At 65.2% G+C, this 13,501-nt stretch carries 16 protein-coding genes; 9 read left to right on the forward strand and 7 right to left on the reverse strand.

Going from position 1 to position 13,501, the window contains the following annotated elements; genetic code table 11:
* Window positions 1-190 precede the first annotated feature (190 nt).
* Complete coding sequence (locus N5C88_RS26070; RefSeq protein ID WP_054451291.1) at window positions 191-514, forward strand: hypothetical protein; 324 nt, start codon at window positions 191-193, stop codon at window positions 512-514.
* A gap of 2 nt (window positions 515-516) precedes the next feature.
* On the forward strand, window positions 517-1,107 hold the full coding sequence (locus N5C88_RS26075; RefSeq protein ID WP_118932886.1) for a DUF2946 family protein: 591 nt from the start codon (window positions 517-519) through the stop codon (window positions 1,105-1,107).
* A gap of 9 nt (window positions 1,108-1,116) precedes the next feature.
* On the opposite strand, the gene N5C88_RS26080 is transcribed toward N5C88_RS26075, so the two are convergent.
* Window positions 1,117-1,536 carry a nuclear transport factor 2 family protein gene (locus N5C88_RS26080; RefSeq protein ID WP_223283230.1) on the reverse strand — a complete coding sequence of 140 codons (420 nt, stop codon included), beginning with the start codon at window positions 1,534-1,536 and terminating at the stop codon, window positions 1,117-1,119.
* A gap of 141 nt (window positions 1,537-1,677) precedes the next feature.
* The gene (locus N5C88_RS26085; protein WP_059371654.1) at window positions 1,678-2,079 is read right to left on the reverse strand and encodes a DoxX family protein; all 402 of its coding nucleotides are present in this window, start codon (window positions 2,077-2,079) and stop codon (window positions 1,678-1,680) included.
* 130 nt (window positions 2,080-2,209) lie between these two features.
* On the opposite strand from N5C88_RS26085, the gene N5C88_RS26090 reads away from it, so the two are divergent.
* The 5 genes from N5C88_RS26090 (at window position 2,210) to N5C88_RS26110 (ending at window position 6,392) form a co-directional block, all read left to right on the forward strand.
* Window positions 2,210-3,142 (forward strand): LysR family transcriptional regulator, encoded by a 933-nt coding sequence (locus N5C88_RS26090; protein ID WP_280016533.1) that lies wholly within the window; start codon window positions 2,210-2,212, stop codon window positions 3,140-3,142.
* Window positions 3,143-3,152: 10 nt separating this feature from the next.
* On the forward strand, window positions 3,153-3,734 hold the full coding sequence (locus N5C88_RS26095) for an NUDIX hydrolase (protein WP_059371652.1): 582 nt from the start codon (window positions 3,153-3,155) through the stop codon (window positions 3,732-3,734).
* Window positions 3,731-4,504, forward strand: a complete 774-nt coding sequence (aat, locus tag N5C88_RS26100) for a leucyl/phenylalanyl-tRNA--protein transferase (RefSeq protein WP_251877750.1) — start codon at window positions 3,731-3,733, stop codon at window positions 4,502-4,504. Before N5C88_RS26095 ends, aat begins: the two co-directional genes overlap by 4 nt.
* Before the next feature lie 42 nt (window positions 4,505-4,546).
* The gene (locus N5C88_RS26105) at window positions 4,547-5,284 is read left to right on the forward strand and encodes an arginyltransferase (RefSeq protein ID WP_059371650.1); all 738 of its coding nucleotides are present in this window, start codon (window positions 4,547-4,549) and stop codon (window positions 5,282-5,284) included.
* 67 nt (window positions 5,285-5,351) lie between these two features.
* A complete protein-coding gene (locus N5C88_RS26110; protein WP_059371649.1) occupies window positions 5,352-6,392 on the forward strand; it encodes a quinone-dependent dihydroorotate dehydrogenase in 1,041 nt (346 codons plus the stop codon).
* 148 nt (window positions 6,393-6,540) lie between these two features.
* On the opposite strand, the gene phaP is transcribed toward N5C88_RS26110, so the two are convergent.
* Window positions 6,541-7,119 (reverse strand): TIGR01841 family phasin, encoded by a 579-nt coding sequence (phaP, locus tag N5C88_RS26115; RefSeq protein ID WP_059371648.1) that lies wholly within the window; start codon window positions 7,117-7,119, stop codon window positions 6,541-6,543.
* Between the two features lie 381 nt (window positions 7,120-7,500).
* On the opposite strand from phaP, the gene N5C88_RS26120 reads away from it, so the two are divergent.
* Window positions 7,501-8,478: a tripartite tricarboxylate transporter substrate binding protein BugD gene (locus N5C88_RS26120; RefSeq protein WP_059371647.1), complete on the forward strand. Its 978-nt coding sequence runs from the start codon at window positions 7,501-7,503 to the stop codon at window positions 8,476-8,478.
* 80 nt (window positions 8,479-8,558) lie between these two features.
* Here the strand turns inward: N5C88_RS26120 and N5C88_RS26125 are convergent, their stop codons facing one another.
* The 3 genes from N5C88_RS26125 to N5C88_RS26135 form a co-directional block, all read right to left on the reverse strand.
* Window positions 8,559-9,419, reverse strand: coding sequence for an IclR family transcriptional regulator (locus tag N5C88_RS26125; protein WP_059371646.1), 861 nt, complete (start codon window positions 9,417-9,419; stop codon window positions 8,559-8,561).
* A 168-nt stretch (window positions 9,420-9,587) separates the two neighbouring features.
* A complete protein-coding gene (locus N5C88_RS26130) occupies window positions 9,588-10,403 on the reverse strand; it encodes a molybdopterin-binding protein (RefSeq protein WP_059371645.1) in 816 nt (271 codons plus the stop codon).
* A gap of 34 nt (window positions 10,404-10,437) precedes the next feature.
* Window positions 10,438-11,247, reverse strand: coding sequence for an EI24 domain-containing protein (locus N5C88_RS26135; RefSeq protein ID WP_054449954.1), 810 nt, complete (start codon window positions 11,245-11,247; stop codon window positions 10,438-10,440).
* Between the two features lie 63 nt (window positions 11,248-11,310).
* On the opposite strand from N5C88_RS26135, the gene N5C88_RS26140 reads away from it, so the two are divergent.
* Window positions 11,311-11,694 (forward strand): thioredoxin family protein, encoded by a 384-nt coding sequence (locus N5C88_RS26140; RefSeq protein ID WP_059371644.1) that lies wholly within the window; start codon window positions 11,311-11,313, stop codon window positions 11,692-11,694.
* An 81-nt stretch (window positions 11,695-11,775) separates the two neighbouring features.
* On the opposite strand, the gene N5C88_RS26145 is transcribed toward N5C88_RS26140, so the two are convergent.
* Entirely contained in the window at window positions 11,776-13,266 is a 1,491-nt protein-coding gene (locus N5C88_RS26145; RefSeq protein WP_118932890.1) for a DEAD/DEAH box helicase, read from the reverse strand.
* Window positions 13,267-13,501 lie beyond the last annotated feature (235 nt).

The following is a 13,501-nucleotide window of genomic DNA, read 5'->3' on the forward strand; positions in this document are numbered from 1 at the left end:
TGCCTCTCGTAAAACAAAATGATGCCGTTCATTCCTCCGTCGTCAAAGACGTACGCCGCGACCGCCCCGCTTCGTCAATCGGCCGCTCAGGTACGATGGCGGCTTTCCCCAGCATCTCGTTACGCATCCCTACGCGCCGTCAATCAAATGATTGCTATGGTGACGCCGTTTGCAACTGATGATGGATACCATGCGTACCATTCCGAACTCTCGAGCCCGTCCCTCCTCCGCGCTGCTGACGCTGTCCACGGCGGCGTTGCTCACGCTGGCCCCGCTTGCCGCGCAGGCCGACTCGGACAAGCACCGCCATCGCCACGGCCGCGAGTACAAGGAACAATATTGGGACGGCGCCTGTAAGGTCGAGCGCAAATGGAAACGCAATGGCGACTACCAGGAAAAGCGCAAATGCCGGGATGATTACCGCCACGGCTATGTGCAGGTGCCGCAGCCGGTGGCCGTGATGCCGGCGCCCGCCATTGTCATCAACCCGCCTCCCATCATCATCCGCCCCTGAACATGGATCAATCGGTGAAGGACGCGCTAGCCCGCTGGCCCGACGTGCCGGCGGTATACGGCTGGCTGTCGCTGGACGCGCGCGGCCGCTGGCGCCTGCATCCGCAGGGCCTTGCGGCAAAGGGCGGCCCGGGTGAATCCATCACCAATACCCAGATCCTGGAATTCATCAACCGCAACTATGAACACGATGACGCGGGCCGCTGGTTCTTCCAGAATGGCCCGCAGCGCGTGTTCCTGCGCTTGGACGCCGCGCCCTATGTGCTGCGGCTGAGCGACGACAACCGCCGACTGCTCACGCACACGAACGTGGCGATCGATTCGGTCGATGGCTGGAAACTGGACGACGCAGGACAGTTGTATGCAATGACGCCTCTGGGCGCCGGCATCGTGCTGGACCGCGATCTGCAGCCGCTCCTGGAGAAGATGGCCACGGCGGACGGCGCGCCGCTGCTGGACGCGCTGGCAGACCTTGCGGCCGGCAGCGCAATCCACGCCGTCCTGCCCGGAATCTATGCGGCCGCGCCGCTGGCGTTGATCGCGCAAAAGGATGTGGCGCGGGAATTGGGCTTCGAAGCGAATCCCCGCGCCTGAACGGCACGCTCAGAACATGCCGTTGGGATTGGCGGACTGCTCGGGAATGGGCTGCACCGCGTCCCAGTGCTCCACGATCTTGCCCTGCTCCAGACGGAAGATGTCGATGATGGCGCTGCCGCGGTCGCCGAGCTGGCGCACCGCGTGCACGTGCAGGATCACATAGTCCCCATCGGTGAAGACACGCTTGATCTCGCTGCGCGACTGCGGAAACTTGTCGCGCAGGAAAGCGATGAACTTGCGGAAGCCTTCGGGCCCGTCCGCGGCATTCGGGTTGTGCTGCACATAGCGGTCGCCGACGTACTTCAACGCCGCATCCGCGTCCTTCTGGTTCAGGCCCTTCTCGTAGAAGGCCAGCACGGCCGCCTTGTTGGCGGCTTCCTGCTCAGCGGAAGCATGGACGGCGGGAGACAGGGCCAGGGCCAGCATGGCCGCCGCAGCGGCGCGCTTGAGGTATGACTTCGTGAAGGACATGGATACTCCGGAAATGGAAAACGGCCGGGCCATTCTATGGGCCGGCCGTCCTGTCGGCCACGTCCGTGGCGGTAGACAGACTGGTGCGCGCAGCGATCAGCCGCGCCAGCTTTTGACCAGCGCAAACTTGCCATCGCCCAGCAGCAGCAACACAGCGGCCGCCACACTCAGGAAGATCGGGTATTCCCAGCCGCCGCCGGGGTTGCTGAAACCCCAACCGTTGCCGAAATGCACGGTCGCAGCCACGAACAATTGCACCACGGAGATGATGGCCACCCAGCGCGGCAGAACACCCAGAATCAGCATGATGCCGGCGATGATCTCGAAGAACGTCACCGGATACGCCAGCCAAGCAGGCACGCCGATCTTGGCGAAGAACTGCGCGGTGCCGGGCAGCGTGAACACCAGCAGCTTGGTCAGGCCATGGGCCAGGAACATGACGCCGAGCGCCACGCGCAGCAGCAGCGCGGCATAGGGCGCGGTACGGGTATCAACCATTGCACTCTCCTAGAGCGGTAGGGGAATCGCCCAGGATGGGAAGATTCTTGATGAGCGTTATTCTTGCGATTCCAAAAACAAAGATAAACATGCAGAATTGCAAATTATTGTTCCCCGATAGGAAACAATCTTGGACACGCACATCGCCATGCAGACCTATGCCAAGGTCGTGGAATTGGGCTCATTCGCGGCCGCGGCCGACAAGATGGGCCAGGCCCGCTCCGTGGTCACGCGCCAGATCGCCTATCTGGAGCAGAAGTACGGCGTGCGTCTCCTGAACCGCACCACGCGCAAGCTGAGCATGACAGACACCGGACGCGCCTTCTACGAACGTGTGCGGCCCATCCTGGCCGAGGTGGCGGACCTGGAACTGTCGCTGCAGGCCGAGGGCCAGCGGCCCAGCGGCCGGCTGCGGGTGAGCGCGCCGGTGTCGTTCGGCATCCTGCACCTGGGACCCGCCATTGCCGAGTACCTGCAGCGCTACCCCGACGTGATCATCGACCTGGACCTGAACGACCGTCTGGTGGACCTGGTGGAGGACGGCTACGACGTGGCGGTGCGTATCGGTCCGCTGCAGGATTCCTCGCTGGTCGCGCGGCCGCTGGCGCCGCAACAGTTGCGGGTCTGCGCCGCCCCTGACTACCTGCAGCGCCACGGCACGCCGCAGACTCCGGAAGAACTGAAGCAGCATCGCTGCCTGCATTACGCCTATGCCAGCACCGGCAACGAATGGCATTTCGAGAAAGACGGCGTGACCCATCTGGTGCGCGTGAACGCTGCCCTGCGGGCCAACAACGGCGACGTGCTGCGGACCGCCGCGCTGGCCGGGCACGGCATCATCCTGCAGCCCGATTTCCTGGTGGGCGACGACATCCGTACCGGCCGTCTGGTCGCGCTGCTGGCCGATTACGCCCATACCCCGATCTCCATGTACGCCGTCTACCCGCACCGGCGCTTCCTGTCGCCCAAGGTACGATCCTTCGTGGAGCATCTGGAGGGCCGCTTCGGCGCCCCCTCCCCGGCCGTTCCGGGCCGGCGCGCCAGCCCCCGCCGCAGCCGTTAGAATCGTACCCATGACCGCAAAATCGCCCCTCGAATACTTCCCCGCGCCGCGCCGTTCGCATTTCTGCAGCCAATGCGGCTCGCCCATCAGCCGCCGGGTTCCCGAAGGCGACAACCGCGAACGCGACATCTGCGATCACTGCGGCGCGATCCACTACCAGAACCCAAGGCTGGTGGTCGGCACGGTGCCGGTCTGGAACAACCGCGTCCTGCTGTGCCGGCGCGCGATCGAGCCGCGCTACAACACCTGGACCCTGCCCGCCGGCTTCATGGAGCTGGGCGAAAGCACGGCGCAGGGCGCCGCCCGCGAAACGCTGGAGGAATCCGGCGCGCGCATCAAGCTGGGCGAGCTCTACACCATCATCGACCTGCCGCAGATCGACCAAGTGCACGTGTTCTACCTGGCGGACGCGCTGTCGGACGCGCTGGACCCCGGTCCCGAAAGCCTCGAGGCCCGTTTTTTCGACGAGTCCGAGATCCCCTGGGACGACCTGGCGTTCCGCACCGTGGCCACGACGCTGCGGCACTACTTCGAAGACCGCAAGCTGGGCGTGTATCCCCCCCACCACTACACCCTAGAATCGCACCGTTGAAACTCCCCTGGCTCGCCGTCGACACCCCTTTTCCGCCCGCGGAGTTTGCGCTTGCGGATCCCGACGGCCTGCTTGCGGCGGGCGCGGACCTGTCCACGCCCAGGCTGATCGAGGCCTATTCCAACGGCATATTCCCGTGGTACTCCGAGGGCGAGCCCATTCTGTGGTGGAGCCCCGATCCGCGCATGGTGCTGGCCGTGAAGGACTTTGCTCCCTCGCATTCGCTGCGCAAGCTGCTGCGGCAGATCGCCAGCCAGGAGCAGTCCGCGGCGCCGCGCGTGCAGGTGCGCGTGGATACCGCTTTCGCGGAGGTGATGGCGCAGTGCGCCGCGCCGCGCGACGGTCAGCCCGGCACCTGGATCACCGCCGCCATGCAGCAGGCCTATCGCGCCTGGCATGAGGCCGGCTACGTGCACAGCATCGAAACCTGGATCGACGGCGAACTGACCGGCGGCCTCTACGGCATCAGCCTGGGCCGCATGTTCTTCGGCGAATCCATGTTCACCCGCGCGCCCAACGCATCGAAGATTGCGCTGGCCTATCTGGTGCGCTACCTGACCACGCAAGGCGTGCAACGCATCGACTGCCAGCAGCAGACGCGCCACCTGGCCAGCCTGGGCGCGCGCCCTATCCCGCGCGCCGCCTTCCTGCAGCATGTGCGCACTGCCACTGCACAGCCCGCCGTCGCGTGGGCCCGGGGCACGCTGGACAGCGCCGGCCGCTTGCATCCCGACACAGCATCGGGCCCGGGGTTCGGCGTTAATATGTAGCCACTCCCCTTGCGGGCCTGCCGCCGCATTGCGGGACCTCCGATGAGCCAGCTCAAAGAACTCCCCTTCTCCACCCTGCAGTTCTACGCCACCGCTCCGTACCCTTGCAGCTATCTGCCGGGTCGCCAGGCACGGTCGCAGGTCGCCGCGCCCGGTCATCTGATCAACGCAGGCACGTATTCGCAACTGGTGGAGCAAGGCTTTCGGCGCAGCGGGCTGTTCACCTACCGGCCCCATTGCGACAACTGCCACGCCTGTATTCCGGTGCGGGTGGATACGGCGGGCTTCGCGCCCAATCGCAGCCAGCGCCGCGCCTGGCGCGACCACCAGGGTCTGCAGTCGTTCGTGGCCGAGCTGGCCTGGTCGCCCGAGCACTATCGGCTCTACACGCGCTATCAGCAGGGCCGCCATCCGGGCGGCGGCATGGATGAGGACAGCCGCACGCAATATGCGCAATTCCTGCTTACCAGCCGCGTCAACACCCGTCTGGTCGAGTTCCGCGACGAGACGGGCGAGCTGGTCATGGTGTCCATCATCGACGTGCTGGACGACGGCCTCTCGTCCGTCTACACCTTCTACGATCCCGACATTGCCGGCAGCCTGGGCACCTACAGCATCCTGTGGCAGATCGAACAATGCCGGACGCTGAACCTGCCCTGGCTGTACCTGGGCTACTGGATCGCCGACAGCCGCAAGATGTCGTACAAATCCAGCTTCCACCCGGCCCAGTTCCTGGTCGACGGCGTGTGGGGCGAGCAGCCCGCGTTGCCGCCCGCCTGATCCGCCCCTCCTTTGGAGCGCCTGGGGCGGCGCAGGGCCGGCAAAATTCGCTCTACAATTCCGCCCCATGTCTATCCTCTTCCACGCCTACCCCCTGGCCCGCCCGGCGCTGTTCGCCATGGACGCGGAAACCGCCCACGAAGTCACCTTGTCGGGCCTGCAGCGCGCCTATGAATGCGGCGCCACGCGCAAGCTCATGCACGCGCAGCCAAAGGCGCCGAGCACGCTGATGGGCTTGCAGCTGGCCAACCCGATCGGGCTGGCCGCGGGCCTGGACAAGAACGGCGCCTATATCGACGCGCTGGGCAACCTGGGGTTCGGCTTCATCGAGGTGGGCACGGTCACCCCGCGCGCGCAGCCGGGCAACCCCAAGCCGCGCATGTTCCGGCTGCCGCGCGCCAATGCGCTGATCAACCGGCTGGGCTTCAACAACCAGGGCCTGGAAGCGTTCCTGGCCAATGTGCAGCGCAGCACCTGGCGCAAGCAAGGCGGCATCCTGGGACTGAATATCGGCAAGAATGCGGACACGCCCATCGAGCGCGCCGCGGACGACTACCTGATCGGGCTGGAAGGCGTATATCCGCATGCCGACTACGTGACGGTGAATATTTCCTCGCCCAACACCAAGAACCTGCGCGCACTGCAAGGCGGCGACGAGCTGTCGGCCCTGCTGGCGCAACTGGCGGATAAGCGCCGCATGCTGGAAGACAAGCACCAGCGGCGCGTACCCATGGCGGTGAAGATCGCCCCGGACCTGACGCACGAGCAGATCGATTCCATCGCGGAGACGCTGCCGCGCCATGGCATCGACGGCGTCATCGCCACCAACACCACGCTTTCGCGCGACGCCGTCACCGGCCAGCCGCATGCCGAGGAAGCAGGCGGCCTGTCGGGCGCCCCGGTGCATGAATTGTCGTTGGCGGTCATCCGCCGCCTGAAGGAGAAGCTGGGCGGCAGCCTGGCCATCATCGGCGTGGGCGGCGTGATGTCGGGCCGCCAGGCCCGCGAAAAGATGGACGCGGGCGCCGACGCCGTGCAGCTCTACACCGGCCTGATCTACCGCGGCCCGGCGCTGGTGGGCGAGTGCGTGCGCGCCGTGGCGCGCTAGGCAAGCACGGCCGGCATCCGCCGGCCCCGCAGCGAAAAAAGCAGGCAAAAAAAAGGGGCCACCCGGTGGGTGGCCCTAATTCCAGCTCTGCTCTGTCACTCAACAGTACTACATAACTGCGGTTTGCGCAGCCCTGCGCGCCAAAAACTTAGGCGCTGCGGCGGCTGCGGCTGGCAACCTTGGTGGCGGCGTCGGCGGCATCCGTGGCAGCCTTGAAGGTCGCGTTGGCGGCGGCATTCAGGTTCGACTCGGCGACTTCGGCGGCCTGCTTGGCGGCTTTGGTCATCGAATCGTAGGCGCTGGTCGCGGTGGCCAGCGAGGACTTGATCAGGGCAACGGCGCTTTCGGAGCCGGTCGGGGCGTTCTTGGAGAACTGGTCGACAGCTTCGCTCAGCTGCTGCTGGCCTTCGGCGATCTGGTCTTCGGTCAGCTTGACCAGGCTGGTCTGCACGCCGGCAACGATGTCGTACACATGCTTGGTGTAAGCCATGGCCTTTTCAGCGCCCGGCTGCAGCAGGCCCGAGGCGAAAGCGGCGGCTTCCTGCGGATCCTTGACTTCAGCGGCTTGCTGCGACTTCTGGGCGACTTCGTCCAGGGTGGCGCGAACGACCTTCAGGTTCAGTTCGACCAGCTTTTCGAAGCCGGCGAACACGGCCGACTGGGCGGCCACGATGGTGTTGATGCTGGCCTTTTGACGGTCCAGGACTTGTTGCGGGATAGCGCTCATAGGATGCTCCATGGGTAGCCGGAGGCTGTCCGGCAAGTAAGGAATGGTTGTCTGCGACGAACTATAGAAACGTGCGCGGAAACTGGTACTACAAGCTACCGCCGGCCCGTTTGATGCACTGCACAATTGACATTCTAGGCCGGGAAAAATCCTTGTCAAGGAGTTTTTGTGCGACGCAACAAAGAATTGCACTTTGACGGTGCATGCTTTGTCCCGGGTTTGATCCAGCACAAAGGTTTCCCAGGATTCGGGAAATACCCGAAGTGACGTCGTATCAATTGTTTTCTAAACTGCTTTCACGCTGATGACAGACAAATAAACCCATAAGTCAGCGCGCAACAACGAAATCGCAGCAAGCAAAACCCTGCAATTGGAGACTCCATGACCCTCATCCCCCGCACGCTTTCGGCCTTGCTCGCGGCCAGCGCCATGCTCGCAGCCGGCGCCGCCCAAGCCGAATACCCGGATCGCCCCATCAACATGGTGGTGCCGTTCGCCGCCGGCGGCCCGACGGACAACGTCGCGCGTTCGCTCGCGGAAGCCATGCGGCCGAGTCTGGGCCAGACGGTCGTGGTCGAGAACAAGGGCGGCGCCGGTGGCACCATCGGCACGACCCAGGTGGCGCGCGCCCAGCCTGACGGCTACTCCGTCCTGCTGATGCACGCCGGCTTCTCGACGGCGCCCTCGCTGTACAAGAATCCGGGGTACGACCCCTACAAGAGCTTCGAACCCATCGGCCTGGTGGTCGACGTGCCGATGACCATCATCGCGCGTTCGGACTTCCCGCCCAACAACATCAAGGAACTGGCCGAGTACGTCAAACAGAACAAGGACAAGGTGTCCCTGGCCAACGCCGGCATCGGCGCCGCCAGCCATCTGTGCGGCACCATGCTGGTCGAGGCCCTGGGCGTACAGCTGCTGACCATCCCCTACAAGGGCACCGCGCCCGCCATGAACGACCTGCTGGGCAAGCAGGTGGACCTGCTCTGCGACCAGACCACCAACACCACCCAGCAGATCGACAGCGGCAAGGTGAAGGCCTACGCCGTCACCAGCCTGAAGCGCGTCCCCACGCTGCCGAACCTGCCGACCATGGACGAATCCGGCTACAAGGGCTTCGAAGTGGGCATCTGGCATGGCATGTGGGTGCCGAAGGGCACGCCCAAGCCCGTCGTGGACAAGCTGGTCAAGAGCCTGCAGGCCGGCCTGGCCGATCCCAAGTTCCAGGAACGCATGAAGCAGCTGGGCGCGACGGTGCTGACGGCCGAAGCGAACCCGCAAGCCCTGGAAGCCAAGGTCAAGCAGCAAGTCCCGCAGTGGGGCGAACTGTTCAAGAAGGCTGGCGTCGAACAGCAGTAACCCAAACCATGCGCCCTTGCGGCGCATGCAAAGGAAAAGCCCCTTTCGGGGCTTTTCTTTTTTTGCGGGCCTGCGCGGGATTACGGGCGCAGAGCTTCCGCGGCCATGCCCAGGCCGTTGAAGCCGGTCGAAACGGAGGGCTCGTAGCCCAGCGCTTCCGAGATGCTGGCGGCGGTATCGACCAGCGCCTTGATCCAGTCGTCCTGCAGGCGTTCGGCGGGAGCCGAAATGGACAGGCCGGCGACCAGCTTGCCGGTGTCGTCGAAAATGCCCGCGGCGATGCAGCGCACGCCGAGTTCCAGTTCTTCGTTGTCGCGCGCATAACCATGGCGCCGCACCAGCGCCAGTTCACGCTCCAGGCGGTCAAGGTCGGTCAGGCTGTTGCGCGTGTGGCCGGCCAGGCCGGTGCGCAGCGCGTAGGCCCGCACCTGGCGCGCATCGGCGGTGGACAGGAACAGCTTGCCGGTGGAGGTCAGGTGCAAAGGCGCGCGACCGCCGATGGCGCGGACCACCTGCATGCCGGAGCGTTCGCTCCAGGCGCGCTCGATGTAGACGATCTCGTCGCCCTGCTGGACCGACAGGTTGATGGTCTGCCCGGTCAACTTGTGCAGCGAACGCATGGCGGAAATGGCCGCCTCGCGCACGTTCAGGCGCCCCTTGACCAGCGAACCCAGCTCCAGCAGGCGCATGCCCAGCTGATACAGGCCGTTGTCGACGCGTTCGACGTAGCGGCCCACGACCAGGTCGTTCAGGATGCGATGCGCGGTGGACGCATGCAGGCCGGTGGTCGCGGACAGTTCTTTCAGCGTTACCGGATCCGGCTGCGCAGCCAGGGCGTCGAGCAGGCGCATGGCGCGCTCGATCACCTGGATGGCGATGGGATGGGAGGCGCCTTCGGTCTCGGCGTCCAGGGCATTGCGGGTAGTGGGGAGACGGGACATGGAAAGGGGGACGAGGACAGCTGCGCCGCCTGTAGGGCCCCACCTTCGGGAACCGGACTTGCGGCATCGCAGCAAACAGTTCTTTCCCGTATTGTGAAATTTACTGGCGCGTTTGGCAACCGCTTTTTGTATCAAAAAAAAGGCCGCACCTCGGGTGCGGCCCTGTCTTCATGCTGCTGGCGGGGGCGCCAGCTTGCCGCCCAGACGTAGCACCTCGGCCCGCAAATACTCCAGTGCTTCGGCCGCCGCGGCCGGTTCGCCCTTCACGCCCAGGTCGATGTGGGGGGTGCCGCCGGCCTCGCCCACGCTGGGCAGGCTGAACGCGCGCACGCCCGGCCAGCGCGTTTCCACGGTCTGCATGGCCGGCGTGATGCGCGATTCGGGCATGCTGAATACCAGGAAGGAATGCTCCGCGTGGGCGTGCACATGCTGCAGTGCACGATAACGCGTGTCCAGCGTCCATTCCAGCATGGGCCAGGCCATGACGGGAAATCCCGGCACGAAGGTGTGGTCCTTGATGTAGAAGCCGGGAATGCGGTTGTAGGGGTTCGGGACGATCTCGCAGCCTTCCGGAAACACGCCCATCTGCAGCCGCTGCTGGTTTTCCGGCGCGCTCATGTCGGCCGTGCCCTGCCCTTTTGCGGCCATCTCGGCCGTGCGCAGCGCGATGGCCTCTTCGGCCTCCGGGTGCAGCGCCAGCGGCAGACCCAGCGCGGCTGCGGCGGCCTGGCGCGTGTGATCGTCGGGCGTGCCGCCGATGCCGCCACAGGAAAACACCACGTCGCCGGTGGCAAAGCTGCGCTTGTAGGTGGCGATGAGGGTGTCGCGGTCGTCGGGCACGATTTCGGCCCAGCCCAGCTGCATGCCGCGCGCGCCCAGAAGCTCGACGACCTTGGAAAAATGCTTGTCCTGACGGCGGCCCGAGAGGATTTCGTCCCCTACGATGATGAGGCCAATGCGGCGGGCGGCGGATTCTGCGGCCATGTCCGATTCCAGAAGTTGAGAGGGATGACGCGGTTCAGACGTCGATGACACGGTCCTCGCGCAAGCGCTTGAGCGCTTCCAGACCGTAGTGGGCGTAGACCAGGGCCGAGAACACCGGCAGGATGACCCACGCGGGCGGCAACAAGTTCAACAGCGAGCAGATCAGGCCTATGGTCCAGAAGCCGCCGTTGTTGCGTTCCAGGATGAGCTTGCGCTCGGCGGGGCTGGCGTGTTCGACGATGGCGTCCACGCGCATCATGCGCGAAAACGCGAACGCCCACCAGAAGATCGACAACGCGATGGCCATGGGCGGCACCAGCCACAGCGGCAGCGTAAGCAGCCAGCCCGCGGCAAAGGCCAGCGATACCCAGATCGCGTTCCACACGCTGACCGCGGTCGCGTGCTTGCCTTGCCGCGTGACGCTGACGTATTCACGCTTGCCGACATGATTCAGCACCAGCGGCATCACGAACACGGCGGCAATCGCCAGGCCCAGGATGCCCGATACCGGCAACAGAATGGCCACCGCGATCACGGGGATCATGTAGACCTTGAGCGAGAACAGCCCCATCGCCAGCATCCAGTCCTCGGCCCGGTTGACGAAGTCCCAGCGCGCCGCCTCGGCCGCCAGCCATTCGTTGAGCGGCGTCCAGAACAGGTATAGCAGCAACAGGGCCCCCACCAGCGCGATCAGAAACGGCAGCAGCACCGCGAACAGCATGGAGGGATGGCATTGGGACACCAGGGCGCGCTTGAACGCCTGGCCGACGCTGACGGCGCCGGCCCCGGCAGCGGAAAATCGGCCGTTGTCGGGCGTGGCGGAATCAGTGCGCAAAGCAGTCATGGAGGAAGAATGAGGGGGTAGACATCCCGGGTATGATAGTCAAACACGCCTTCATCTGCCCACATGTCCCTACTTGTACCCGATACCGACCTGGCCACGCTGCGCGCGCGGTTGGGCTCATCGCCCGACGCCTGGCTGGTGGCCTGCTTCTGCGCCGCCTGGTGCGACACCTGCGAGCAATACAAGCCCAAGCTGCAAGCGCTGGCCCAGGCCATGCCGCGGCATGTCTTCGCCTGGATCGACATCGAGGACCACGCCGAACTGCTGGGCGACGAAGACGTGGAGAATTTCCCCACGCTGCTGGTGCAGATCGGATCGCGGGTGGTGTTCTACGGCCCCATGCTGCCGCACATCGGCCACCTCGAACGCCTGCTCGAAAGCCTGAATGAAAACAGCCCTGCGGTCGCCACCGCGTTGCCGGACCTGCCGCGCCTGCTGGCGGCCTGAGCCGCAGCAGGCATCACGCGCTCCAGCCATAAAAAAACCCGCAAGCCTGAGGGCTTGCGGGTTTTTTCATGCCGGCGCCTTTCAGGGCTTGCGGCTGCCGCCCAGCAGGACGGCGATCTGGCGTTTCGGCCCGGAGGATGCGCCATTGTTCCTGGGCGCCGGCTCTTCGGCGGGCGCGGACGGCGCCGAGGGCTCGTAGGGCTTCAGGAAGAAATCATCCACGGGCTGGCGCGGCGCGCCGGACGAATAGCTGGAACGACGGTCGGACGAGCGGCCGCGGTCACCGCGGCTGTCACGGCCTTCACGACCCTCGCGGCCTTCACGGCCTTCACGCGACGACGAACCGCGGCGCTCGTCGCTGCGGCGGTGGCTGCGGGCGACCAGATCGGCCGGAACATCCAGCGTGCCGCGCGGCACTTCGCGCTTGATGAGTTTTTCGATGTCGAGCAGGAAACGCTCTTCGTCGGGCGTGAACAAGGCGATGGCCTCGCCCGATGCGCCGGCGCGGCCGGTGCGGCCGATACGGTGCACGTAGTCTTCGGCGTTGTACGGCAGGTCGTAGTTGATGACGCAAGGCACGCCGGCCACGTCCAGGCCGCGCGCGGCCACGTCGGTGGCCACCAGCACTTCCAGTTCGCCGGCCTTGAAGGCTTCCAGCGCCTTCATGCGGTCGGCCTGGGTCTTGTCGCCGTGGATGGATTCGGCCTTGACGCCGTCGCGCTCCAGGTCGCGGGCCAGCCGCGCCGTGCCGATCTTGGTGTTGGAGAACACGATGACCTGGTTCAGGCCGCGCGACTTCACCAGATGCACGACCGCGGCGCGCTTGGCGTCGCTGGGCATCTTGTAGGCGATCTGGGTGATCGTGTTGGCGGTGGCGTTGCGCGCCGCGACTTCGATTTCGACCGGTTGATTCAGGTACGAGCGGCCCAGCTTGCGGATTTCATTGCTGAACGTGGCGGAGAACAGCAGGCCCTGGCGCTGCGCGGGCAGCAGGCGGATGATGCGCTCCAGGTCCGGCAGGAAGCCCATGTCCAGCATGCGGTCGGCTTCGTCCAGCACCAGGATGCCGACCTGACTCAGGTTCACGTTCTTTTGCTCGACGTGGTCGAGCAGGCGGCCGGGCGTGGCCACCAGCACTTCGCAACCGCGGCGCAGGGCTTCCTTCTGCGGACCGATATCCACGCCACCGAAGACAACTGCCGAACGCAGCGGCGTCTGCTTGCTGTAGCGCTTGACGCTTTCGTAGACCTGGTCGGCCAGTTCGCGCGTGGGCGTCAGGATCAGCGCGCGCACCGGATGGCGCGCGGGCGATGCGCTGGTGTTGGCCAAGGGCATCAAGCGGTGCAGGATGGGCAGCGTGAAGGCGGCCGTCTTGCCGGTGCCGGTCTGCGCGGCGCCCATGACATCGCGCCCTTCCACCACGACGGGAATGGCCTGGGCCTGGATCGGCGTGGGCGTGGTGTAGCCGGTTTCGGCGATGGACTGCAGCAGCAGAGGGTGCAGCCCGAAATCGGTGAACGTCGGCGCGGGTGCGTCAGCGGCAGGTGCTACGGATTGAGTGGATTCAGTCATCAGGGTTAGGCAGATACCGGGACCAGTGAAAAAGAACAAAACGAGAGTGCTACGCGCACTGCACTACATATGCATCGGAACAGTCTGAACACGCGCAATCCGCATCCTGCGTTGCAGGCCAGGCGGCGCATTCTGGATTCGATACTTATGAGGGCAGTACCAGGCCCGGATTGCTGTGGATAACATGATTTTAGCGCAGCCGCATTACCACACGGTCCACTCGCCTTCTGAAAGG

The sequence above is a fragment of the Achromobacter sp. GD03932 genome (assembly GCF_029839485.1).
Classification (GTDB): domain Bacteria; phylum Pseudomonadota; class Gammaproteobacteria; order Burkholderiales; family Burkholderiaceae_B; genus Achromobacter; species Achromobacter bronchisepticus_A.